The sequence below is a fragment of the Winogradskyella sp. A2 genome, from assembly GCF_046762865.1.
Taxonomy (GTDB): domain Bacteria; phylum Bacteroidota; class Bacteroidia; order Flavobacteriales; family Flavobacteriaceae; genus Winogradskyella.
On sequence record NZ_JBKQXM010000001.1, the window covers coordinates 140,400 to 165,124 of the forward strand.

At 33.0% G+C, this 24,725-nt stretch carries 24 protein-coding genes; 22 read left to right on the forward strand and 2 right to left on the reverse strand.

The window, feature by feature from the left end; translation table 11 throughout:
• Position 1: 1 nt before the first annotated feature.
• From hemW to ACFWV9_RS00735, 16 genes are all read left to right on the forward strand, one after another.
• On the forward strand, positions 2-1,135 hold the full coding sequence (hemW, locus tag ACFWV9_RS00660) for a radical SAM family heme chaperone HemW (RefSeq protein ID WP_411893301.1): 1,134 nt from the start codon (positions 2-4) through the stop codon (positions 1,133-1,135).
• Positions 1,132-1,881 (forward strand): cyclase family protein, encoded by a 750-nt coding sequence (locus tag ACFWV9_RS00665; protein ID WP_411893302.1) that lies wholly within the window; start codon positions 1,132-1,134, stop codon positions 1,879-1,881. Before hemW ends, ACFWV9_RS00665 begins: the two co-directional genes overlap by 4 nt.
• 44 nt (positions 1,882-1,925) lie before the next feature.
• The gene (locus tag ACFWV9_RS00670; RefSeq protein WP_411893303.1) at positions 1,926-2,534 is read left to right on the forward strand and encodes a DUF4230 domain-containing protein; all 609 of its coding nucleotides are present in this window, start codon (positions 1,926-1,928) and stop codon (positions 2,532-2,534) included.
• On the forward strand, positions 2,531-2,893 hold the full coding sequence (locus ACFWV9_RS00675; protein ID WP_411893304.1) for an MmcQ/YjbR family DNA-binding protein: 363 nt from the start codon (positions 2,531-2,533) through the stop codon (positions 2,891-2,893). The genes ACFWV9_RS00670 and ACFWV9_RS00675 overlap by 4 nt, the downstream gene beginning before the upstream one ends.
• Positions 2,894-3,144: 251 nt before the next feature.
• Positions 3,145-3,699, forward strand: a complete 555-nt coding sequence (locus tag ACFWV9_RS00680; protein WP_411893305.1) for a hypothetical protein — start codon at positions 3,145-3,147, stop codon at positions 3,697-3,699.
• 6 nt (positions 3,700-3,705) lie between these two features.
• Positions 3,706-4,506, forward strand: coding sequence for an AfsR/SARP family transcriptional regulator (locus tag ACFWV9_RS00685; protein WP_411893306.1), 801 nt, complete (start codon positions 3,706-3,708; stop codon positions 4,504-4,506).
• 195 nt (positions 4,507-4,701) lie between these two features.
• Entirely contained in the window at positions 4,702-4,965 is a 264-nt protein-coding gene (locus tag ACFWV9_RS00690) for a hypothetical protein (protein ID WP_411893307.1), read from the forward strand.
• Between the two features lie 96 nt (positions 4,966-5,061).
• The gene (locus ACFWV9_RS00695; RefSeq protein WP_411893308.1) at positions 5,062-5,877 is read left to right on the forward strand and encodes a hypothetical protein; all 816 of its coding nucleotides are present in this window, start codon (positions 5,062-5,064) and stop codon (positions 5,875-5,877) included.
• A gap of 36 nt (positions 5,878-5,913) precedes the next feature.
• Positions 5,914-6,204: a hypothetical protein gene (locus ACFWV9_RS00700; RefSeq protein WP_411893309.1), complete on the forward strand. Its 291-nt coding sequence runs from the start codon at positions 5,914-5,916 to the stop codon at positions 6,202-6,204.
• A gap of 128 nt (positions 6,205-6,332) precedes the next feature.
• On the forward strand, positions 6,333-6,983 hold the full coding sequence (locus tag ACFWV9_RS00705; protein ID WP_411893310.1) for a TetR family transcriptional regulator C-terminal domain-containing protein: 651 nt from the start codon (positions 6,333-6,335) through the stop codon (positions 6,981-6,983).
• Positions 6,984-6,990: 7 nt separating this feature from the next.
• A complete protein-coding gene (locus ACFWV9_RS00710; RefSeq protein WP_411893311.1) occupies positions 6,991-8,301 on the forward strand; it encodes an ABC1 kinase family protein in 1,311 nt (436 codons plus the stop codon).
• Positions 8,302-8,463: 162 nt separating this feature from the next.
• Positions 8,464-10,308, forward strand: a complete 1,845-nt coding sequence (locus tag ACFWV9_RS00715) for a WS/DGAT/MGAT family O-acyltransferase (protein ID WP_411893312.1) — start codon at positions 8,464-8,466, stop codon at positions 10,306-10,308.
• Between the two features lie 3 nt (positions 10,309-10,311).
• The gene (locus ACFWV9_RS00720; RefSeq protein ID WP_411893313.1) at positions 10,312-11,241 is read left to right on the forward strand and encodes a lysophospholipase; all 930 of its coding nucleotides are present in this window, start codon (positions 10,312-10,314) and stop codon (positions 11,239-11,241) included.
• 13 nt (positions 11,242-11,254) lie between these two features.
• Positions 11,255-12,439 carry an alpha/beta hydrolase gene (locus tag ACFWV9_RS00725; RefSeq protein ID WP_411893314.1) on the forward strand — a complete coding sequence of 395 codons (1,185 nt, stop codon included), beginning with the start codon at positions 11,255-11,257 and terminating at the stop codon, positions 12,437-12,439.
• A gap of 3 nt (positions 12,440-12,442) precedes the next feature.
• Positions 12,443-15,673: an HAD-IB family hydrolase gene (locus tag ACFWV9_RS00730; RefSeq protein WP_411893315.1), complete on the forward strand. Its 3,231-nt coding sequence runs from the start codon at positions 12,443-12,445 to the stop codon at positions 15,671-15,673.
• Between the two features lie 7 nt (positions 15,674-15,680).
• Positions 15,681-16,682 carry an NAD(P)H-dependent glycerol-3-phosphate dehydrogenase gene (locus ACFWV9_RS00735; protein WP_411893316.1) on the forward strand — a complete coding sequence of 334 codons (1,002 nt, stop codon included), beginning with the start codon at positions 15,681-15,683 and terminating at the stop codon, positions 16,680-16,682.
• Between the two features lie 19 nt (positions 16,683-16,701).
• Here ACFWV9_RS00735 and ACFWV9_RS00740 read toward each other — a convergent pair whose 3' ends face one another.
• Positions 16,702-17,430: a hypothetical protein gene (locus ACFWV9_RS00740; RefSeq protein ID WP_411893317.1), complete on the reverse strand. Its 729-nt coding sequence runs from the start codon at positions 17,428-17,430 to the stop codon at positions 16,702-16,704.
• Positions 17,431-17,509: 79 nt separating this feature from the next.
• Positions 17,510-18,718, reverse strand: a complete 1,209-nt coding sequence (locus ACFWV9_RS00745; RefSeq protein WP_411893318.1) for an esterase/lipase family protein — start codon at positions 18,716-18,718, stop codon at positions 17,510-17,512.
• A gap of 305 nt (positions 18,719-19,023) precedes the next feature.
• On the opposite strand from ACFWV9_RS00745, the gene ACFWV9_RS00750 reads away from it, so the two are divergent.
• The 6 genes from ACFWV9_RS00750 to ACFWV9_RS00775 all read left to right on the forward strand — a co-directional run bounded on the left by ACFWV9_RS00750 (position 19,024) and on the right by ACFWV9_RS00775 (position 24,724).
• A complete protein-coding gene (locus ACFWV9_RS00750) occupies positions 19,024-19,416 on the forward strand; it encodes a hypothetical protein (RefSeq protein ID WP_411893319.1) in 393 nt (130 codons plus the stop codon).
• A 135-nt stretch (positions 19,417-19,551) separates the two neighbouring features.
• Positions 19,552-19,962, forward strand: a complete 411-nt coding sequence (locus ACFWV9_RS00755) for a response regulator (RefSeq protein ID WP_411893320.1) — start codon at positions 19,552-19,554, stop codon at positions 19,960-19,962.
• Complete coding sequence (locus ACFWV9_RS00760; protein WP_411893321.1) at positions 19,962-20,501, forward strand: heme NO-binding domain-containing protein; 540 nt, start codon at positions 19,962-19,964, stop codon at positions 20,499-20,501. The genes ACFWV9_RS00755 and ACFWV9_RS00760 overlap by 1 nt, the downstream gene beginning before the upstream one ends.
• On the forward strand, positions 20,501-22,477 hold the full coding sequence (locus ACFWV9_RS00765; protein ID WP_411893322.1) for a PAS domain S-box protein: 1,977 nt from the start codon (positions 20,501-20,503) through the stop codon (positions 22,475-22,477). The genes ACFWV9_RS00760 and ACFWV9_RS00765 overlap by 1 nt, the downstream gene beginning before the upstream one ends.
• 1 nt (position 22,478) lies before the next feature.
• On the forward strand, positions 22,479-23,576 hold the full coding sequence (locus ACFWV9_RS00770) for an FIST signal transduction protein (protein ID WP_411893323.1): 1,098 nt from the start codon (positions 22,479-22,481) through the stop codon (positions 23,574-23,576).
• Entirely contained in the window at positions 23,576-24,724 is a 1,149-nt protein-coding gene (locus ACFWV9_RS00775) for a sensor histidine kinase (RefSeq protein ID WP_411893324.1), read from the forward strand. The genes ACFWV9_RS00770 and ACFWV9_RS00775 overlap by 1 nt, the downstream gene beginning before the upstream one ends.
• Position 24,725 lies beyond the last annotated feature (1 nt).

Genomic DNA, 24,725 nt, shown 5'->3' on the forward strand with positions numbered 1-24,725 from the left:
AATGTCTGGTATTTACATCCATATTCCGTTTTGCAAACAAGCATGTTATTATTGCGATTTCCATTTTTCTACATCTTTAAAAAAGAAAAATGAACTTTTAGAGGCTCTTATTAAGGAACTAGAGCTTCGAAAAGAGGAGTTTAAAGATATTACGGTAGAAACTATTTATTTTGGTGGAGGAACACCTTCATTACTTTCAAATGAAGAGTTACAGTTACTAATTGATTCTGTAAATAAGTACTATAGGGTTAGTGATTATCCAGAAATTACTTTAGAAGCCAACCCTGATGATTTATCTGAAGAACGTACAGTAGAACTTTCTGATAGCCCAATCAATCGTCTATCCATTGGAATTCAGTCGTTTTATGAGACGGATTTAAAACTAATGAATAGAGCACATAATGCCAAGGAAGCAAGAACGTGCATTGAAGTAGCAAAAAAATATTTCAGTAACATATCAATAGATTTAATTTACGGTATACCAGGCGCATCAAATGAGCAATGGGTAAAAAATATTGAAATTGCCCTTAGTTTTGGTATTTCACATATTTCAAGTTATGCGTTAACGGTTGAACCAAAAACTGCATTGGCTTCATTTATTAAAAAAGGAATAATTGAAGATGTAAATGATGACCAAGCACATGAGCAATTTCATATTTTAAAGGATAAACTAGAAGAAGAAGGTTTTATACATTATGAATTGTCAAACTTTGGTAAAGAAGGATTTTTTAGTAAGAACAATTCTGCTTATTGGCAAGGGAAACCATATATAGGTATTGGGCCTTCGGCACATTCGTTCAATGGAAATCAACGTGGTTGGAATGTAAGAAATAACACAAAATACATTAAAGCCTTAGCAAAAAATGAATTACCTATAGAAATAGAAACATTGACCTTAACAGATCGTTATAATGAATATATTATGACAGGGTTACGTACCATTTGGGGTGTGTCGTTGGTAAAAGTTGAAAATGATTTTGGAAAAACATTTAAAGACTATCTAATTGAGCATGCAGATGTTTTTATAAATCAACATTTGTTGTATATTGATGATGAACATATACGGGTCACCCGAAAAGGACAATTTTTGAGTGATGGGATTTCATCAGAATTATTTAAACTAAACTTGGCGTGATTGCACAAATTCAATTCAACTCTAGAAAACTTAAAATAGATTTAACACAACCACTAGATATTTCCATTCCAATAATGGCAAGCAATAAAAATGTAAACGCTTGGTATATTGGACCACCTAAGATAGAACCAGAAGTTTTTGATGGTGATACGATAAGTGTAGAAAAGGGTGCTTCGGTAAATTTCAATACTATAACCTTTAATCCGCATTCTCATGGTACGCATACCGAGACTGTTGGACACATCACTAAGGAAGTGTATTCTATTAATAAATATTTAAAACAATTCTTCTTTTTAGCAGAAGTAATTAGTGTTGCGCCAGAAAAGAAGGGCGAGGATTATATTATTTCTGCAAAGCAATTGCAATTTGCAATTGGAAACAAAAAACGAGAAGCCGTTATTATAAGAACCTTACCAAATACTAGAGAGAAAACTTCTAAACAATATTCTCACACCAATTGGACCTATTTTGAAGAAGACGCAATAAAGCTATTGGTTCGAAAAGGTATAAAACATTTATTGGTTGATTTACCAAGTGTTGATAGAGAAGAGGATGGAGGCGAATTAAGAGGCCATAATGCATTTTGGAATACCAAGGGGAAATTAAGAAAGGATGCCACCATTACAGAGTTTATCTATGTATCTAATAAAATAGATGATGGTATGTATATGCTAAATTTACAAATTGCACCTTTTGAGAATGATGCCTCACCGAGTAAGCCCATCTTATATAAATTAGTAGAATAGCAGTTGTGACGAAATCAAATATAAAAGTGTCCTAATAATTACATATGGAAACATTTTTAATAATAATCATTAGCATCTTAGTAACCTTAGGTATCGTTACTATTTATAAGCAATGGCGAACAAAACAAGTAACCAATGCCCAATCTTTATTGCTCTTAGATAAGGTAAAACGTGTTTGTAAATTTATTACTGTAGAGGGTGATTTTGCTGAGATCTATCATTATGAAGATGTAAAGGAAAAGTTTTTAAAGCTTATTTCTAGCAAAAAAAAGGCACTTGTAGTAATAAACGCAAAGGCTCATGTAGGTTTTGATTTGAGCAAGGTTAAAATGACTTCAAACCTTAAGACTAAATCTGTGATACTATCTCACTTTCCTCAACCAGAAGTATTGTCTATTGAGAGTAATATTAATTATTATGATAAAAAAGATGGCATGTTCAATAAGTTCGATGCCTCAGACTTAACAGAATTACAAGCACAAGCAAAGGAACATATAAGAGAAAAAATCCCAGAAAGTGGTCTATATAGCATTGCAAGAGGTGAAGCTTTAGAAGCGATTCAACTTATTGAAAATATAGTACAAACCATCGGTTGGACCCTAGATTATTCATCTTTAAAAATTGAAGATGAAGACAACAAACTTCTTAAATGAACATAGAAGATTATAGAAACTATTGTATAGTCAAAAAGGAAGTCACAGAGCATTTTCCTTTTGATGATGATGTATTGGTTTTTAAAGTCTGTAATAAAATGTTTGCATTAGCTTCACTATCTAAATGGGAAAAGGGTGAGGGTTTCATCAACTTAAAATGTGATCCCGAGTATGCACAAGAGTTAAGGGCAGAATACAATAGTATTAAACCAGGATACCATATGCATAAGCAGCAATGGAATAGCGTTCATATTCATACGGGAGAACTCTCCCAAAAACTCATCTTCAAACTTATTGATCATTCTTATGATATGATTGTTAAAAAGCTTCCAAAAAAGGAAAGGGAGAAGCTAAATTAGAAATATCATATTTTTAAAATGAAGGATAATTACTATTAGACCTTTACGGTAGTTATTGTATTAGTTGTGAACTGTATTTGCATAGCGTGCACCAACCCAAATTAGCGTTAGTACTGGGATTATAATTAGAGCAGTAGTGATTCTGTGCCAATTCACCATCTTATAAATCTGTATTAATACTTTCTATATCTATACATCTACTTAGTTTATAAAAAAGAATCGTAATTTGTATGCAATATAAATTCAATAATATGGAAAAAAGAGTAGGTCAAACGGCTTCATTTATGATTAGGTTTAACCAAATTATCTTTGAGGAAGAAGGGGAATCTAAAGTGCAATGGCGTGGTAAGGTGTCGCATGTACAAGGTGGTAACGATCAAAGTTTTTCAGATTTTAACGATGCTGTAAAGTTTATCCAAGAACGGTTGGCAGAGTTAACACTAGAAGCGACAAAACATAAATCTCAAGAACAACAAGAATCCTTATTAACAAAGAGTTTGTCGTTATGGAAAACGGTGACAAAAGAAGGTCCTAAGGTAATTATGGAGACCATTAAAGATCCAAGAAAGCAAGTCGCTCATCTTCAAGATCAGATTAGTGAACTAGGTGAAGATCTTATGGAGAAAGTACCGATTGACGATTGGAGAAATGCATCTCGATCAGATTTTAATACAATTAAAGAGTCAATCGCGGAATTAATGACAGAGGTAAAAAAATTAAACACAAAAGTAGATGCCATAAATAAACCTAGTAAAACAAGGAGTACTTCAAAAACAAAAAAGACGACCACAGCCAAAAAGAAATAATCTTTAATGAGCCATCTCCAAAACAAATTACTCGAGCTAAAACAATTTCGGGAGAATGCGAAAATTCGTATTCAAACCTTGGGACAGTTTAACCTGTGGCGTGAAAAAGAAAAGGTTGATTCTAAACAATGGGGAAGGGATAAAACTGTTCAATTATTGCAATATTTAATTTCAAACCGACAACGCCATGCACTTCATAAAGAAAGTATTATGGAGCATCTTTGGGAGGAGGGAGACGATCGTGATTTTAAAGTTGCCTTACATGGTGTCAATAAAGTTTTAGAACCAAATAGGCCATCTCGTACCGAACCCAGTTTTGTAATTAGGCAAGGGGTGAGCTATCAACTAGATTTAGACAAGATATGGATAGATGTAGAAGCTTTAGAGCAATATATTATTATTGGTAATGAAGCCTATGGCGATGATATAGATATCTCTAAAGAGGCATATAAATCTGCTATAGCGTTGTATCAAGGTGTGTATTTACCAAATCGTATTTTTGAAGATTGGTCTTCTGAAGAGCGCGAGAAAATCCAAATCTTAATTTTAGGTGCTTATGTTATTCTTGCAGAAATATTGCTTAATGAAAATCCACTAGAAAGTATTCGATTAGCTCAATGTGCCATTGCTATAGATAAAACCTGGGAAGATGCCTATCGTTTACAAATGCAAGCTTACCTTATTAAGGGTAATAGACCACAAGCCATAAAAGCATATCAGAAATGTGCGGATGTCTTAGATGAAGAATACGGAATAGATCCGCTTCCAGCAACAAAAAAAGTACTTCAAGAAATTGAAAGTATATAATTCCACTTTTTTATTTGCATATAAAAAACTTCAATAACCCTTATAAACAAAGGGTTTTTAAGAATAAAACAGCTCCATGTAATCTTATTTTTTCTCAAAAATTATAGTTTGAACTAGTTTTTGCAACTCATTTGTAACTACGTCATTGTACGTTTGTACCAGAAATTAGAAATAACGCATTAAACATATACTATTATGGCAACTAAGAAACAAACAACAATTATTGATAATACGACAAAAAGAGTATTAGGAATAGCAACTAAAGCTAATAATTTGGCTTTAAATGCAACCGAAAAGGTTTTTGAAAAGTCATTTGACCTTACAGAAAAAGGTATTGGGCTTTCTTCAAAAATTGTAAAAAAAGGGTTGAAGGTATCAGCTAAAAACCAAAATATTGTTTTTGATACTTTAGATACAGTTAAGGGTAAGGCAGTAAAATATTTACCAAAATTTAAATAATTTAAAATGTAATTACTTCGGTGCAACTCATTTGTAACTCACTGATAGTATGTTTGTACCAGAATTAAAATTTATAAGACATTAAAAAAATAAATCATGGCAACGAAAACAAGAAAAACAACTAAGAAAGCAACTAAAAAGGTTAACAAACCAAATGTTGCTAAGAAAGTAAATGAAAGTTTAATCAGTGCATCATTGGCAGCTATTAATACGACAATTGATAATGGTGAGAAGTGGCAAAAACTAGCTTCTAAATTAATCAAGAAATCAGAAAAAATCAGAGAGCAACAAATCAATATGATTTTTGATACTGCAGAAGCTGTAAAAGGTCAGTTTATAACTGGTACTGAAAGAGTGAAAGAATTAGTAGGTTATGACCCTGAATTAGTTGAGAAAGCTAAGGACGCGGTAATGAAGCATCCTGTGAGTAAAAAAGTAGTACATGTCGTAGAAGATATTACAGAGACTGTATCTGAAAATCCTATGGTTCAGAAAGCAGAAAAGGCGACTGAGGATTTGAAAAATATGGGTGTAGCCAAATACAGAGAGATAAAAGAGGATGTTTTAGAACAGGCTTCAAAAATTGTTGATATAGCAGAACATAAAATTGAGGACGCTATAGAAGAACTTAGAAAAGAAGGGAAAAAAGCAACTAAAACAACTAAAGTTGATGATTTAAAAATGATCAACGGTATTGGTCCTAAAACAGAAACTGTCTTTAATAAAAACGGAATTAAAACTTTTGCTGGATTAGCGAAGCTTGAGACACCTGCAATTGTAGCAATTCTTGAAAAAGAAGGTGTAAGATTTACTACCATTCAAGTTGAACTTTGGCAAAAACAAGCTGAAGTCGTTGTAAAGGAAGGTGTTGAAGGATTATCAAAATGGATAGAAAATTATAAAACCTCTTAATTGATTAAGAAGGCCATTACATTAAAATAATTTAAAATGAGCAAGAAAAAAACCATGCTTGATGCACCAAAGAAAATGGTCGTTAAAGCACTAGACAGAACAAAGAGCACTTTAAAATCTGCTAACGGTTATGCACTTAATACAACTGAAGAGGTTGTGTCTGAAGGAATACTTGTGGCAGAGCAGTGGCAAAAGGTTGCTAACAAAGCAATAAAAGGCGGATTATCTTTAGCAGCAAAGAACCAAGACATAGTTTTTGATGCCTTAACAGGTGTTAAAAAACATATGATCTTAAGTAAAAAGAGATTTAATAAACTTACAGCATAGCTAAAAGTTTGTTTTAATTAAGCTATTAAGTAAAAGCCAAGTTACCTATATTGTAGCTTGGCTTTTTTGCTTTATACTTCTTAGGTTAACTCAATTCATTTTGTATTTTTAACTGAAATATAGCGCTAATGGCTAAGAAGACTAAAATCACAGATTCAGAAATTATTACTTTTTACATGGATTATGTGGTAGAACATCACAGTAAACCAGAATCGGTAGAAGATTTTGCTCAATTGCACCAATTTGATGATGTCATTTTTTACGAATATTTTACTTCATTCAAAGATCTTGAAAAAACCATTTACAATGTTCTTTTTGAGAATTCCTTGGTCATTTTAAAACAAAGCCCAGAATACTTTAGCTTTAGCAAAAAGGATAAGTTGTTGAGTTTGTATTTCACGTTTTTTGAAAACTTAGCTCTTAATGAGGAATTTGTAAAACAAAATTTAAAAGGATTAGAAAACCAGCTCAAAGCACTTTCAACTTTTTCATTACTAAAGAAGAGTTTTATAGCTTTCATTGACGAACTCAATTTAGAAACCATTAGTTTGAATGTAGATAGCATTGAGACCATTCAGCAAAAAGCTATTAAAGAATCAGCTTGGATTCAATTTCTATTTATAATGAAGTTTTGGTTAGATGATACGTCTGATGCGTCAGAAAAAACAGATATCCTTATAGAAAAATCTATTAACACAGGTATAGAGTTGCTCGATACTAAATCGCTTTATAATATTATTGATTTAGCAAAGTTTTTATATAAAGAAAAAGTGAAGTAGCAGAAATATGAAAACGCTAAAAAAGATACCTGTCTCTAAAATTCAACGTGCATCAAAACTGGTACAAACTGGAGCGAAAGTTGGTGTAAATTATCTCAAATATTACGGTGATAAAATAGTGAATTCAGAGGTTGATGCTAAGGAGCGTTTAGATGAATCTAATGCGACGGATATTTATGATAGCTTAAAAGACTTAAAAGGAAGTGCATTAAAATTAGCACAGATGCTAAGTATGGAGAAGAATATTCTTCCCCAAGCTTATGTAGAAAAGTTTTCACTATCTCAATTCTCAGTGCCTCCATTATCTGCACCTTTGGTAATGAAAACCTTTAAAAGTTCATTTGGTAAGTATCCTCATGAAATCTTTGACGAATTTAATTCTGAAGCTATAAATGCGGCAAGTATAGGTCAAGTTCACAAAGCGTCTAAAAATGGGAAACAACTAGCTGTAAAAATACAATACCCTGGTGTTGCCGATAGTATATTATCAGATTTAGCAATGGTAAAACCAATTGCTATGAAGATGTTTAACATTAAAGGTGAACATTCTGATGTGTATTTTAAAGAGGTAGAAGGTAAACTCATAGAAGAAACAAACTATTTATTGGAAATTCATCAAAGCCAAGAGGTCGTTGCTGCATGTAAGCATATTCCAAATATAGAGTTCCCAAAATATTATGCAGATTGGTCGTCGCGGCAAATTATTACCATGGATTGGATGGAAGGTATACACCTTTCAGAATTCACTAAAATTAATACCAACCAGGATATTGCTAATACATTAGGCCAAGCATTGTGGGATTTTTATTTATTCCAGATACATAAGTTAAAAAAAGTACATGCAGACCCACATCCTGGAAATTTCTTGGTGTCTGAAGAAGGGCAACTCATCGCACTGGACTTTGGTTGTATGAAAATTATTCCGGAAGAATTTTACGCACCTTATTTTGAATTATTTAATATAGACGTTTTAGAAAACTCTAAATTATTTCACGAGAAGTTATTGGAATTAGAAATCTTAAGAGAAGACGATAGCGATGCAGAGGTAGAGTTTTTCACAAATATGTTTCATGACGTCTTAAGCTTTTTTACACAACCATTTAGGGAAGAGACTTTCAATTTTTCAGATCCGGAATTCTTTGATAAAATAGTAGCAATTGGAGAGCGTTATTTTAAAGACACACGAAGCAATAAAATGAATGCTAATAGAGGGTCAAGGCATTTTATATATATGAATAGAACCTTTTTTGGACTGTTTAATCTCATGTTCGATTTAAAAGCAGAGGAGATTAAAATAAGTAATTACAATAATATATAATTATTTATAAAATCAATTTAATTCTACGTAATTAATATACTATGCATGCATAGTATAATTATAAAATTTCGTATCTTGCAGTAATTGAAATTCTGCTTTTTAACAACTATTTTATTAGCGTGGTAGAATGTTTTAAGCCTAGTATAAATACAACTATAATTAATGGCAAAAAAAATAGATTTAAAGGAAATTGTTCAGGATGCATTTGGAGATTCTATACAGCAGGTGTCAGGATATGATGCAGCATTTTTGTATGCAGAATCGGCAACAAGCCCAATGCATGTTGCAACTTTGAATATTGTAGAAGGTTCTTTAAAATATCAGGACTTTAAAGAAATAATTGCTTCTAAGCTTCATTTAATTCCAAAGTTTAGACAGCGTTTGTTGAATGTGCCCATGAATTTGGATTATCCATATTGGGCGGACGATCCAAATTTTGATATCGACTTGCATTTAAATCGAATGAAGTTACCGGATCCACCAAACTGGAAAACGTTAAGATACTTAACATCAAAGTTGTTCAGTGCTCCTCTAGATTTAAGACGTCCTTTATGGTCGGTTCATTTTATTGAAGGATTAGATGAAATTGCACAAGTTCCAAAAGGATCGGTGGCTATTTTTACCAAAGTACATCATGTAATGATAGATGGTAGCTCTGGTGTAGGTATTATGAGTGTCTTATATGATAAAGACAAGGATGGTAAAGAAAAAAAACGTAATAAACCTAAAGCATTTAATCCAGAACCCCTACCAGATGATCTTAGTTTGTTACTAAAAAGTGGGTACGGGTTTCTAAAAAATCCTTTTAAAATTCCAAAAACAGTAGCAGAGACAGCGTATAGTTTTATTAAAAGTCAAGCCACAAGAAAATTAAGCATTCAGAAAGAATTTAGTTCAGCTAAATTTCCAGTACCAATTACTGTTTTTAATGGTTCAATTTCGGCTAAACGAACTTGGGGAACAGCACTTTTATCTTTTGATCGTGTTAACGCGCTTAGAAAGACTGTTGGTGGTAGTTTTAACGATATTATACTCGCAATTTGTTCAGGTGCAATCCGTCGGTATTTATTGGAGAAAGAAAAGTTACCAGTACATCCAGTAGTAGCCAATGTGCCAATTTCAATAAGAACTGGTAGTAATACAAAAATGAATAATCAGATTGCCAACATGATGATTCAGATTGCGACGCATATTGAAGATCCTTTAGAACGCTTAGAGTACATACAAGAACAAACCATGTTAGGAAAGTCCAGACACAATACTTTAGGTGCTAAAACACTTTCTAAGATGGCAGATGTTGTGCCGTTTGGTGTGGCAAATTTAATAGCCGGTTTATATAGTAAATACAACATAAAAGATTTACATAGGCCACCATTTAATGTAACTATTACAAATGTACCAGGCCCAAGTAGTGTATTATATTTAAATGGTCATAAAGTTGTTTCTATTTTTGGGTTAACTCCGGTTGTAGATGGCTTTGGGTTAATTATTGCGGCATTTAGTTATAATGGTCAAGTGAGCATCACAACCACTTCAGATTCTAGGACCATGCCAGATGCTGATGTGTTTTCAAGATATATTAGAGAATCTGCAAATGAATTAGAAGGATTAGTTCAAAATTTACAAAAGGGTAGTTCTTCTGCAAAATCATCCAAAAGGCAGGAGAAGAGTAGGAGCACACTGATGTTTACGACTTTAAAAAAGTACCTCAAAGCAAATCCTAAACAGGTTAAGGCGCATAAAGGCATATATTATATAGAAGTTGGTTTAGGTGATAAAACAGAAGGTTGGGAAATTGATTTAAGAAAAGCAACGGCAGTAATTAAGAAAAAGAAAAACCTAAACCCTAAATTATTGGTAGAAGTTGAGGACGAGAGTCTTTATGCACTCTATAAAGGGAATTTGCTTCTAGACGAATTAAAAATACAAGGCCGAATTAAATTAACAGGGACCGAAGCAAATAAAACTAAATTTCTAAACTTACTTAGCACATTTTTAGATCGATAGTTAATGTATTATAATACTAACATATTAAAATCTACTGATGGAGAATCTATTTGTTATTACAGATGGGAAGCTAATCCAAGTGTACCGTTTAAAGGTGTAGTTCAAATTGTTCATGGCTTAGGTGAACATGCAGGAAGATATAACCATATAGCACACCTTTTGCAAGAAGAAGGCTATTCTGTATATGCCAATGATCATCGTGCCCATGGTAAAACTGCCGAAATGAAACGCCTTTTTGGATATTACAATGGTTCAGAATATTTTGATGATTGCATTGAAGATATGCATACCTTATCTAATCTTATGAGATCTGAATATCCAAACTCTAAATTTATCTTGTTTGGTCATAGTATGGGTTCGCTATTTAGTAGAAAATATGTTATGAAATATGGCAAAGATCTAGATGCCTTAATATTATCCGGAACGGCCAGTTTTATTAAAGTATTAGGGACCATTGGGCTCGTAACAGCATCAACCGTAAAAGCCTTTAAGGGTAGAGAACGAGGTAATGCTTTTTTAAAAGATTTTTTCTTTGGTGAATTCAATAAAAAATTTAAACCTAATAGAACAAAATTAGATTGGATAAGTACTGACGAAGAGCAAGTAGATATTTTTGAAAAAGATCCTTATCGTACTGAAGATTTTTCACTAGGTGTATTTTTAGATATTATTAAAAACTCTAAGAAAGTAAATTCGCCCGAAGCCTTTAAAGCAACTCCAGCCGATTTACCAATTTTAATGTTTTCTGGTGATAAAGATCCAGTTGGTGAAATGGGCAAAGGTGTTACACGTGTAGCAAAGCAATACCAAAAATTCGGAATTAATGATTTTACGTTTAAATTATATGAAGGAGGACGGCACGAAATGCTAAATGAAACTAATGCGGAAGTGGTGAAGCAAGAAATAATCGACTGGTTGAATCAGCGCATTTAAGATTAATAGCAAAATGGAAGATACCCAAGTTTTATATATAATATTCACGCGTTTAGCAACAGCATTAGGTGTTTTAAATGGCCTGTCTTTAAAAGATGCCAAGGCGTTAACGAAAATGCAGTTTAAGGCACATCTTTTTGAAGAAGAAATTGAAGTATTAATAAATAGCATTGATACAGCAGAACATGAAGATATTGAAGAATTACTAGATGAAACCATTTTGGTTTGTGATGAGTTAGGTGCAAGTAGAGATTACATTGCATTGGTAAAAGTACTTGAAAACATTGCCAAAGCCATTTCTGAAGGGCACGATCAGGATGAGTATAAATACACAAATTCTATAGTAGAAAGATTTAAAAAAGAAATCGAATCAATTAATAAGAAAATTCCATTGCCACCACTGTTTAATATGGTTATGGAGAGCAGATCTTTACTAGAATGGTCTTCTATTTATGCGTTATATCCATTTATTCCAAAACGCATTAAGGGAAAAGGTAAACCTGTTTTATTAGTGCCGCCGTATTTAGGTGATGATTTCTCAACATCATTTGTTAGAAAGTATCTTAAATCTCTTGGGTTTACTACATACAAGTGGCAATTAGGATTTAATATGGTAAAATCCCATTATATCCCAAGACTAGAAGAAAAGTTAGCAGATATATATGAGCAACACCAAGAAAAGGTAAGTATTGTTGGCTGGAGTGGTGGTGGTATTTTTGCAAAAATCATGGCAAATAGACATCCAGACCAAATAGAACAAATTATAACCATTGGCTCACCAGTATGGGGAGTTATGGATATGAAGACACCTGTTTACGGTGTGCTAGAGTTTTTTAGAGGAAAATCTTTAAAAGAGCGTAATGAACGTTTTTTAGCCGAATTGGAGCCCATACCACAATTACCAGTTACCTGTATATATACCAAAACAGATGGTTTAATACCATGGAAGCATTGTATGGAAGCAGCCACACTTAGAAAAGACATAAAAAATATCGAAGTGTTTGGTAGTCACTCTGGTATGGGTGCAAATGTAAGTGTACTTTTAGTCACTGCAAATATGCTAAGCGCCAATATTCAAGGTAAAAAAATAAGAGATGTTGGTTCAAATATAGAACGCTATTTATATCCTAATTTTTGGAAAAAAGCGCGAAGGGTGTTTAAAGCAAGAAGAGCATTAACACAAGCAGCAAAACAATAAGTTATGGATCATATTATTGAGCATCATAAATTTCAGGAAACATTAAAACAAATTGCTATTGAGCAAAAGTTAGATGTTGAAGATGTAAAAAAGCAAGGTGCACGATGTGTTAAAGAGTTGTATGCAGAGCAACATCCTATGGCAAAATTATTATCTGTAAAGAGTTTTGAATATATACTTTCAAGAGCCTACAATGATAAAATTGACGTAGATCCAAAAGGCATAAAAAAGCTCATGAAATTGATGCAGAGAAATTCTGTAGCTTTTATTATGACACATAAAACCTATTTAGATACTCTAGTATTAATCTCAACATTAGCCCGTTACGGTATGCCAATTCCCTATGCTTTTGGTGGCAGTAATTTAGCATTTCCAGGATTAAAGCAATTAGGAAATAATGCAGGCCTTATTTTTATACGTCGCAGTTTTAAGGACGATTTAATTTACAAAGCGGCCTTGCGTCACTATATTTCTACAATAATAGATGCAGGCGATCATTTAACCTGGAATATTGAAGGAACGCGATCGAGGACAGGTAAGATTATATACCCAAAAATGGGGATTTTAAAGTACATAAAAGAAGGAGAAGCCCAGAGTACTAGACCTATTAAATATGTACCCGTTTCTATTGTCTATGATTTAATTCCTGATGTAAAGGAAATGACTGAAGAAGGCAAGGGGAAAGAAAAAAAGTCAGAAAATGTAAAGGAAGCCTTCAATTATATTAAAAAATTGGGTAATGATTATGGTCGAGCTGCCATTCGATTTGGAGATCCTGTTGAGATTGAAGAAGATCAGCAAGCTATTATTCCAGATATGGAAGAAGATAGTTATGCAGACAAAAATACCTTACCTCGTTTTGCATTTGAGCTCATACATAAAACAAATGCCATTACACCAGTAACTACTGTGTCATTAGTTTGCCATGTTTTATTAAATGATTTTGCATTAACTAAAAAAGAGATTGAATTTAAAGTCAACCGATTAATGACCTTTATAGGTCAGAAGAAAGAAGATGTATTAATTGATCGTGGCAATAAGATTGGAGTTATTGTCCAAAAAGCCTTAAACCTTTTACAAGGCGCTCATATTATTCAAAAAAGCAGAGCAGGTCAACGTGCGCAGTACAGTTTAGTACCTACAGAATATTTACCGGCAAATTACTATGCTAATATGGCTTCTGGTCATTTATATCATCAGGCGTTTATTGAAATGGCATTAGTAAAAATTAAAGATGATAAGTCTTCTCATAGAATTAAACATTTCTGGGAAGAAATTATGCGGCTACGTAATTTATTTAAGTTTGAATTTTTCTACACTAATAAACCCAAGTTTAGTAGCGAAATTGAAGCCGAATTATTACGATTTGATAAAAATTGGCGAGCGATTATTGCCAACCCAGAAGGAGATATTGACGCTTTATTAAAAAGACAAGATTTATTTGTTTCAAGGGCCATTCTATTATCTTATTTAGAAGCTGATAAAGTTGTTTGCCATACATTAAATAGCTGGGATACAGATGATGATTTCAAGGAGCACGATTTTTTAGATTTAGCAATATTTAAAGGAAAAGAGCTCCATTGGCAATCTAAAATTATACGATTAGACAGTGTATCTAAACCCTTTCTATTAAACGCACTTCGTTTCGCTAAGAATGCCAATTTAGTGCCTGTTGAGCGACAAATAGATTATAAAGGACTAGAGACTTGGAGTAAGTACTTAGATGATTTATCGGAACGATTATTTTACTTAAAACAAATCGAAATCGTTGAGGATAAAGAAGGTTCTTCTGAAAAATCTGCGGCACATCCTATAGTTACAGAACCTGTTAATGATCATGCCCATCATTTAGAAGAAATGGAGGAGGGGCCACATATCACGGCATTTTTTGATATGGATAGAACACTGATCAATGACTTCTCTGCTAAGAAATTTATGACAACCCGATTGTTTAGTGGAGAAACAACGATTAAAGAATACTTAACCCAGTTTGCTACAGCATTGGTCTTTGCGACAGGAAATAGAGATTTTGAAATACTCACAAAAATAGCAGCACTTGGTGTAAAAGGCATACCAGAATCTGCATTTGAAGAATTAGGGCAACATGTTTTTGAAGACTATTTAGAAGAAACGATTTATCCAGAATCTAGAGAGTTAATACAAAAGCATTTTGAAAAAGGGCATAGAGTTGTTATAATTTCTGCTGCTACAACCTATCAAATTAAGCCAATTGCAAAAGCATTAGGAATTAAAGATATCTATGCTACAGAGATGGAGTTACGAAACGGCAAATTTACAGGTCGTGTAGCTGAAATGTGTTGGGGAGAAGGTAAAGCTAGGGCTGCAAGAATATCTGCTAAAAAAAATAAAACAGACTTATCTAAGAGTTATTTTTATACAGATAGCATTGATGACTTAAGACTATTAAAATTAGTTGGAAATCCTGTAGCTACTAACCCAGATCAGAGATTGTCTCAAACAGCTTTTGAGAATAATTGGCCAATTTTAAGATTTGAAGAACCTGTTGAAAAACCTTTAATAAATGGCTTTAGAACTGCATTGGCAGCTGCTACTATTTATCCTTCTGCAGTGAAAGGAATCCTTAAAGGAGTTATGACAATGTCTAGGCAAGAAGCTGCAAATACCACCTTTGCCACTATAGGTGATTTGGGTTCTAAAATGGCAGGAATGGATATTGCCATAAAAGGCAAGCATAATTTAGAAGAAATAAGACCTGCAGTATTTTGTTTTAACCATCAAAGTGCAGCAGATTTCTTCATAGTGATGAAATTAATTAGACATGATTTCACAGGAGTTGCTAAGAAAGAATTAGAACGAACTCCTATCGGTCCAATTTTTAAGGCATTAGGAGCTATTTATGTTGATAGAGCAAATAAAGAAAAGGCTATTGAAGCCATGAAACCAGCTGTAGAAGCATTAAAAAATGGTGTTTCTGTGGCTATTGCGCCAGAAGGTACACGAAGTGGAAGTAAAACTTTAGGGCCATTTAAAAAAGGAGCTTTTCATTTGGCGATGCAAGCAGGTGTTCCGATAATTCCTATTGTAATAAAAAATGCCTATATGGCAATGCCAAAAGGTTCGAGTATGTTTAGACCTACACATATTGAAGTTGTTGTTCTCGATCCTGTAGACACATCACTTTGGAAACGAAAAAACCTCAATAAGCATATTGAAGATGTTCGAAATTTGTACATTAATGAATTAGAAAATTAGACGACACATGAAACTAAATTTTGGGATATTAGGTGGTGGTTCATGGGGAACGACTGTTGCCTCATTAACAGCAAAGAACAACAATACTATTTTGTGGGCTAGAAATGAAGAAACAGTTAACGAGGTTAACGATAAGCATACGAATTCAAAATATTTACCTGGTGCTCAATTGAATGAAAATTTAAAAGCTTCAAATTCAATTGAAGAAACCGTTAAAAATGCAGATGTAATTGTTGTTGGTATTCCATCTCAACATTTTAGAGACGTAATAAAAATAGCAAAACCACATATAAGGCCTTGGGTACCAATAGTGAGTTTAGCTAAGGGCTTGGAGCTAGATACCAAGATGCGTATGACAGAAATTATTGAAGAAGAGCTTCCTGGTCATCCTGCAGGTGTTTTAACAGGTCCTAATTTGGCGAAAGAAATACATTCAGGACAAGCTGCAGCTGCTGTAATTGCCATGGTAGATGATACTATTGCCAAGGAATTACAGCATTCTTTTAGTTCAGGATTATTTAGAGTATACACTAATGATGATGTGGTTGGTTGCGAATTAGGAGGCGCCCTTAAAAACATTATGGCCATTGCAACAGGTATGGGAGATGGAGCGAATGCTGGTGATAATACCAGGGCCGCTTTAATTACCAGAGGTTTATCGGAGTTAACCAGGTTAGGTACGGCTATGGGCGGAAAAAGTAGAACCTTTTCCGGACTTGCAGGAATGGGAGATTTAGTAGCTACTTGCTCTAGTTCAAAAAGTAGAAATCATCATGTAGGATTTCAACTAGGACGTGGTAAAAGTTTAGAGGCGATTATTGAAGAAATGAATGAAGTGGCTGAAGGTGTAAAAACAGCAAAAGTTGTTATGGAATTGGCGAAAGATTATAATGTTGATATGCCTATTTCGCACGAAGTGTATAAAGTACTGTATGAAGGTAACTCTGTACATGATGCCTTTAGAGGCTTATTAAAAATTGAAAGTGGCTCTGAGAAAGAACCTGGATAAAATAGTTTAGGCATAAAAATTAATCATTAAATCCTAACATATCCTTTTCTATTTCTGTGATTAAGTAAACCAATTTTCTTTGATCTTCTTTTGTTAGTTGAGTAAATAGTTTATCACCTTCCGTGAGCATTTCAAGCCCAATTTCAAGGCCTCTGATTTGGCTAAAGGCATATGATTCCTCATTTTTTTTCATTGCAAGGATTAAATATTGAATAATCTCTTTGATTTTTTCAATTTGAACTCTATCATGCAAGATTTCAAACAAGGATTGTGAGATATCAATAAATTTTTCAATTTCTTTACGTGGCAATAATCTTATAAGTGCATTAATTTTAGAGGCATCATATGGTGCTTCTATTTTATTTTTTATGGCTTCATCTACAAGACCGTTTTCAAATCGTTCTGCAGCCTTGAAAGTTTTCATGGCTTTAAGCCCAGAGGTGAGTATTTTGGGAAGATGTCTTCCGTAATTAAAGATGAGTTTGGTGGCATCCAATAAAAGCCTTAACAGCTTTTTAGGATGTTTTATAAAATCATCTAAACTTGTGAAAGCTTCGTTTAGTTCTCTACGTTTATTACAATCTGGATAAATGTAATTTAACCAGTAATTCCTGAGGATATTCACTGTTTTCTCATCTATTGATTCTGGAATCTCGTATTTATCCTTGATATTTTGGTATTGATATCTTTGATGAATAGAGTTTCGATAGCCTTCAATTATCGCTTCTAAAATATTCTCTTTATTCATCTACTTTTATTTTTAAGCTGTCCTTCCGAAGTGCTCAAGAGATTTCTATTAGAATAATAGTGGTTTGTGGAGTAAAGTTCTATGAAATTAGCCATGCCTTTATTTTAGTATAGACTTTAGGGTTGTTTAATAGGTCTAAATGTTTGCTTTCATATGCAATCCATGTATTTTTCTTTTTAAATTCTAATTTTTTAGAAGGATTTCTATGTTGTCCTAAAGCACTTTTTATATCAACTAAACTATCTCCTACTATTTTATGTGATATGGGTTCTGTTGCTTTACCGATAACGGCTGCTATGCTATAACACTCTATCTGTTTAGGCAATGGGATATGTTGTCTTGGATCTTTTTGTAATTGAAATCGGTCTTTATCTTGCCAGTCTTCATCGATTAAATTCCCATGTCTTAAATCTGTTATACCGGCACTTCTAACTTTACCCAATCGAGCAAATGGCTTTGCATAGGGTATGGATTCAAGAATAACATCTAAATAATTTCCAGTCCGTTCCAAGGGAGCTCCATGGTGTGGTGTTCCTAAAAATACTACCTTCTTAAGGTATTTGGTCCATGTATTCTTTCCTTGGATACCATAATGTATAGCACTACGTGACACTAAACCGCCCATACTATGGGAAACGATGACCAATTCTTGGATAGGTACTGGCCATGTCTGTACTAAATTTTCTAATAACTCGTTCAATTCTTTTCCATTTGTAGAAATATGGCGACCACTATTGTAATGCAAATAAACAGGTGTTTTGCCTAATTCTTTTGCCAGTGCCTCGCCGTGATTGTGTTCTTTTCGCGTCCATTGAAGATCGTTCATACATGCACCATGCACCATTAGAAGAATTTTACCATTAATAGTTGGATAAATAGCATTAAGACTTTTATGATTTAATGTTATAGCCTTTGATAAATATCTAAATTGCATTGTAATTTTTAACGGATTTTCATTTTCTTCCAAATAATCACCCACTATTCCATTAAGGGCAGAACGTATTGCTTCTTTTTCAATTGTGGTTTTTATTTCTCCCAGAACAGTTCCTAATTCTCCTAAAGCTTTATCTAAACTTCCACCAATAAGTTTAGTGCTCCATCTGATATTTTTATAAGTAATACCGGCAATATTGGTAATAAGGTGCTGAATGGGAGTTGATGGCAATAAAGGTGGATGAACGACACGTTTGTGCATTGTTTCTACCAAATTTGTAATTCCAATCGTGGTATCAATTATTATACGTGTAACACCCTGTAAATAAGAACTTGTCTGTTTTTTATTTGGCATTTAAAATTTTAATAAAAAAGTTGTTTAATGGGACAAATAATGTGGTTGCATTTTAGTTGAAATGACAAGAACCAAGTTAGCAAAAGAAAACGAGACAGAGTAAAATTCTAAGGGTTTTCCGAGTAGAAATGTGCCGAGCAATAATCATAAACGTTTTTGTAATTGTGTTATATAAGATTCAATTTTTAAAAGAAGGATAATAACCATCCATCGCTTCCAGATGTTCACTCAACGAAAAACAAAAAAAGCATGGTAGATCAAAATTAGTTTTGTCTTCAGAATTACAATTTAATTAATCTACATTTATGGAATTATTTATCGGATACACATTATTTAGTGTTTTAGGTTTCACTATATATTTAATTAGAAAAGAGTATTTAATAAAGCAAGATCTTCTTTTTGCAAGAGAAAAACTTCATAACAAAAAAGAATTAAAACATAGATTACAGAATATTGGTTTTTACCAATTTGAAGAATTAGATGAAAAAAACCAATTTATCCATCCCAGTACATTAATGTTAAAAAGTCTGAGGCATTTAGATTTTATGTCACAGCTCGAGGAATATCTTGATTCTTCTGGCAATACTAGTTTAAAGGCCAAATACCATCAGGAATTTATGCAGAATAAAATTGAAACACAGCAAACTGTTTTAAAATCTGCCGAATTACTTAGTAAAGGCTTAAATATCGCAGCATAAATTACAAAGTTGTAAAAATTACCATTCGTCGACACTTAACCGTCGTCCAGCGACACTTAAATACCTACAACCGAAAATTATCTCCTGTTTTTCTATTAAGTACTACTTTGCTTGCCCAAGCAAAACCGCTCAAATATGAAAAATCTAAAAATACTGCTCATTGAGGACGATATGATTGAAGTTATGAAACTCAACAGGGCAACAAGTTCACTTGGGCTTAATCATAGTATTAAAGAGGCAGGTAATGGTGAAGAAGCTCTGAAATTATTGGAGCAAAAGGATAACCTACCTGATATAATTTTATTAGATTTAAACATGCCTAAGATAAATGGCATTGAATTTTTAAAAATTTTAAAAGCAGATGATAGACTAAAATACATCCCTACAATAATTTTAACCACATCAAATAACCAACGTGACTTGTTAGAATGTTATAAGATTGGTATTGCAGGTTATATTTTAAAACCTTTAAAATATGAGGAGTATGTTTCTAAAATAGAAAAATTATTGGCATATTGGAGTATAAATGAATTGATTACAGCATAATGAAAGGTATTATATTTACTGAGTTTTTAGAATTGGTTGAAGAGAAGTTTGGCTTAGGGATGGTTGATAAAATCATTAGTCAATCAGAGCTCAAATCTGATGGCATCTACACATCTGTAGGTACCTATGAGTTTGGTGAAATGCTTCAATTGATAACTCATTTAAGTGAAAATACCGATATTTCTGTTGACGATCTGCTTATGGTCTATGCAGAACATCTTTTCGCGGCCCTTATTAAAACACATCCAAATTTAGTGGAACATTATAAAGACCCTATGGATCTTTTGGCATCCATAGAAAATCATATCCACGTAGAAGTACAAAAAATTTATCCTGAAGCTCAATTACCTACCTTCGAATTAATAGAACGTACGGATAACAAAATGATTATGATTTATAAATCTGATAAGGCGTTATATATGCTTGGTAAGGGGTTAATGTTAGAGACATTTAAACTATTTAAAGTACCAGCAAAAATTGATTTTGAAAAGTTAAACGAAGAAGGAACTGAGGTTAGGTTTATTATCAATAAAGGATAATGGGTCAAGAAGAAATAGATATTCTCAAAAGAGCACTCGAACGCGAGCGCGCATCGCGCAAAGCGGCAGAAAGGATTCTCGAAGAAAAGTCAGTTGAACTGTATAATGTTAATAAAAAGCTTGAAGAATCTTATCAAGAGCTAACCGTACTATACAACAAGACCTCTTCCCAACTTCAAGGAGTATTTGAAAACATAGTTGATGCCTATGTTATTATGGATTTAGGTGGTAATATTCTTAAAATGAATGATGCTGCGGTAGAATTATTGGGGTTTAAAACCGTCCATGATAATGAAAATCTCAACAAACTAGTGCATCCCTCTAACGTTAACCTTGTAGCACCTGCTTTTAAAACCCTTCAAGATGAAGGAAAAATAACAGATTTAAAGATTAAAATTTTAACCAAACAAGGTGAGACTAAATTTGTACATATCAATGCAAGTATTATTGAAGAAAACGGTCAAATTGTAGCTGCACAGGGTATTGTAAGGGATATTACTAAAGAAAAGGAAGCGCAAGAAAAACTCATTGAATCCGAGAACAGACTCTCTACATTAATAAAGAATTTAGATACGGGTGTTTTATTGGAAGATGAAAACAGAAACATAGTATTAACCAATAACAAATTTTGTAATTTTTTTGGTATACCCGTAGCACCAGAATTATTGGTTGGTCAAGATTGTTCTGAATCTGCAGAACAGAGCAAGGCTATGTTTGAGGATCCTAAAGGTTTTGTTGCTAGGATAGATGACATATTGAAACAAAAAAAATTGGTTGTAGGTGATGAGCTTAAAATGGTTAATGGGAAAATTTTAGAACGGGATTATATTCCAATTTTCAGAGACACGGAATATCATGGGCATCTTTGGAGCTATAGAGATATTACCTTGCAACATCAATATAGTAAAGGTATTGAAGCTGAACGTGAAAAGTATAGAAGTATTATTGCTAATATGAATTTGGGTCTTGTTGAGGTAAATAACGATGATGAAATTCAATTGGTAAACCACAGTTTTGCCGAAATGTCAGGATATCAAAAAGAGGAACTTATTGGCAAAAAAGGAGGAAAATTGCTACAAGCTGATCAAAATGATGATATTATAACCATTGAAAACCTAAAACGCCAAAAGGGTCTGTCAAACTCTTATGAGCTTAAGGTAAAAACTAAAAACGGTGAGATTAGGTACTGGTTAATAAGTGGTGCACCAAACTTTGATATTAATGGTAATGTAACAGGTTCTATTGGTATTCATTTAGATATAACAGAATTTAAGAATCTTCAAGTTCAAAAAGAAAAATTACTGACCAAACTAGAAAAGAGCAATGAAGAACTTGAAGAATATGCGCATATCGTTTCACACGACTTAAAATCACCTTTGCGCAGTATCGATGCTTTAGTGAGTTGGTTAAAAGAGGATAATAAAGATAAAATTGATGAAACGAGTCTTCAAAATCTTAACCTTATCCAGACCACTTTAGAAAAAATGGAGCAACTTATCACAGATGTTTTAAATTATTCTAGTGTGTCATCAGATAATACCATAGCAGAACCGGTAGACACTCAAACTATGTTAGATGATCTCATTTCTATTTTATTCATCCCAAAACACATAAATATTTCTATAGAAAATCCATTACCAATAGTTAAGGGAGATAAAATTAAACTACAGCAAGTATTTCAAAATTTAATAAGTAATGCGGTAAAATTTAACAATAAAGATCAAGGCGAAATTAAGATTAATGTCAAAGAAGAACCGCAACAATACAGGTTTTCCATTTCAGACAATGGAATAGGAATTGAGCCACAGTTTCACGATAAGATATTTAAAATATTTCATTCGTTAAATCAACGGAAAGATTCCTCTGGGATAGGACTCTCCATAGTCAAAAAAATAGTCAATATCCATGGTGGTAAAATTTGGTTAGAAAGTACACCAGGTAAAGGCACAACATTTTATTTCACGTTAAAAAAATAACATGCTCATTTCGTCAACAAACAATACAGAGATCGTAAATGCTATCTCAAACCATATTAAAAACAACGCTGCCCTGATATCTATTGGAGAGCATACGGCTATTGATATAAACGGTCTAATTTCTGACTTAAATAAAACTGGTATTAAATTTATTGGTGGGCTTTTTCCAAAGGTCATCCACGATAACTCAATTTTAGATAAAGGTATAGTAATCAATACGCTTAATGAAATAGAGACCTTGTTCGTAATAGAAAATATCAGTACCAAAAACTTCAGTATACCAAAAGTTAACTTTAAAGAGAATCAAGATTATAGTTTATTTACTTATGTAGATGGTTTAACCTCCAATATTTCAAATTATTTAGGGGAATTATATGAAAATTACGGTATGCAAACCAATTATTTTGGCGGTGGTGCAGGCAGTCTATCTTTAGAGCAAAAACCATGTGTTTTTACTAATAAAGGTATTTATCAAGATGCGGCGGTGGTTTGTATAATGCGTATGGCCTCCAGAATTGGTGTTAGGCATGGGTGGAATAAGGTCGATGGTCCTTTTATCGTAACGAAGGCAGAAGGAAACGTTATCAAAGAAATCAATTGGAAAAATCCTTTTGAGGTTTATAAAACAGTTGTCGAAAAACATTCAGGTAAGACCTTTACAAACGATAATTTTTTTGAGATTGCGAAAGGGTACCCATTTGGTATTTTAAAGGAAGATGCGGAATGTATAGTAAGGGATCCTTTAATGGTAAACGAAAACAACGAGTTGGTTTGTGTTGGTGAGCTAGAAGACAATATGGTAGTAGATATCCTTAATGGTAATGAGAAATCCTTAATTGAGGCGGCCAAAACCGCTACTGAAGATAGTATTAAACAAACCACAGCGCCACGTAAAGCAATTTTAATAGATTGTATATCGAGAATTCTTTTCCTTGAAGACAATTTTAACAAAGAACTTAATACCATTACAGAAACCATTAAAGCAGAATTTCCGGATGTTTCTATTAGTGGTGCTTTAACCTTGGGCGAAATATCATCTTATGGCGAAGGATTTTTAGAATTTTATAATAAAACCGTTGTGGTAGGAATGTTTGAGTAATGAAAATAGAAAATCACGTTTTAAACATATTGCAGCTGTATGAATATGCTATGGCTATAGGTAAATCCTTAGATTATAAGGAAAGTTGTAATCTGTTTTTAAAATTGGTATTAAAGCGTAAAAACCTTAATGCAGCTTGGATTTTAGAACATGATAAATCAGCAATAAGGTCAACATACGCAATCCCTTTTGGTATTGAAGTGAAGAGCAGCTATAATGATCCACTTCGTGAAATGCTTCAAGATATTGAAGAAAGTAAAATTATTAAGACCAATAGTTTAATTTCATCCATCTCACCGTTTAAAGTTGAGGGTGGCTACAATGCTATTTTTAATTTAAAAGGACAAGGTTTCTTATTTCTATATTCAAAAAAAGACAATTTATCGCAAAAGGATTTATCACAGCTTCAACCTGTAATTGACAAGTTTTCTATGAACTTAAAGGCATGTAAGGCATTTAAGCAACAACAGGTATTATTACATGATTTAGAAGTACAAAATCAAGAGTTAAGCGAATATGCTCATATGGTTTCGCACGATTTAAAATCACCACTTCGCAGTATTGATACACTTACGACGTGGTTAAAGGATGATTATTCGGATGAGATTGGTGAAGCTGGCAAAAAGCAAATCAATACAATAAGAGAGAGTGTTGAAAAAATGGATACCCTCATTAATGGCATTTTAGAATACTCTACTATTGGGAAAAACAAAATTGAAGCTTATCCCGTTGATATAAACCTTTTGCTAAACGACATATTAAAAATAATAGAAGTACCTAACCATATTACCATTGAAGTTAGAAAGCTTCCCATTATAAATGGAGATAAGTACAGGTTACAGCAATTGTTTCAGAATTTAATTGGTAATGCAATTACATATAATGATAAGCCAAAAGGCATGATTGTTGTCGGCTACAAGGAAGAAGACGAGTCTTATGAGTTTTATATTAAAGACAATGGTAAGGGAATTGATGAGATGTATTATGATAAGATATTTAAAGCTTTCGAAAAATTAGAAAATAATGCAAATTCTACTGGAATTGGATTATCAATTGTAAAGAAGATTGTAGATTTATATGGAGGTAAAATTTGGTTAGAATCTCAAGTAAATGAAGGCACAACTTTTTTCTTTACCATTAAAAAATAAG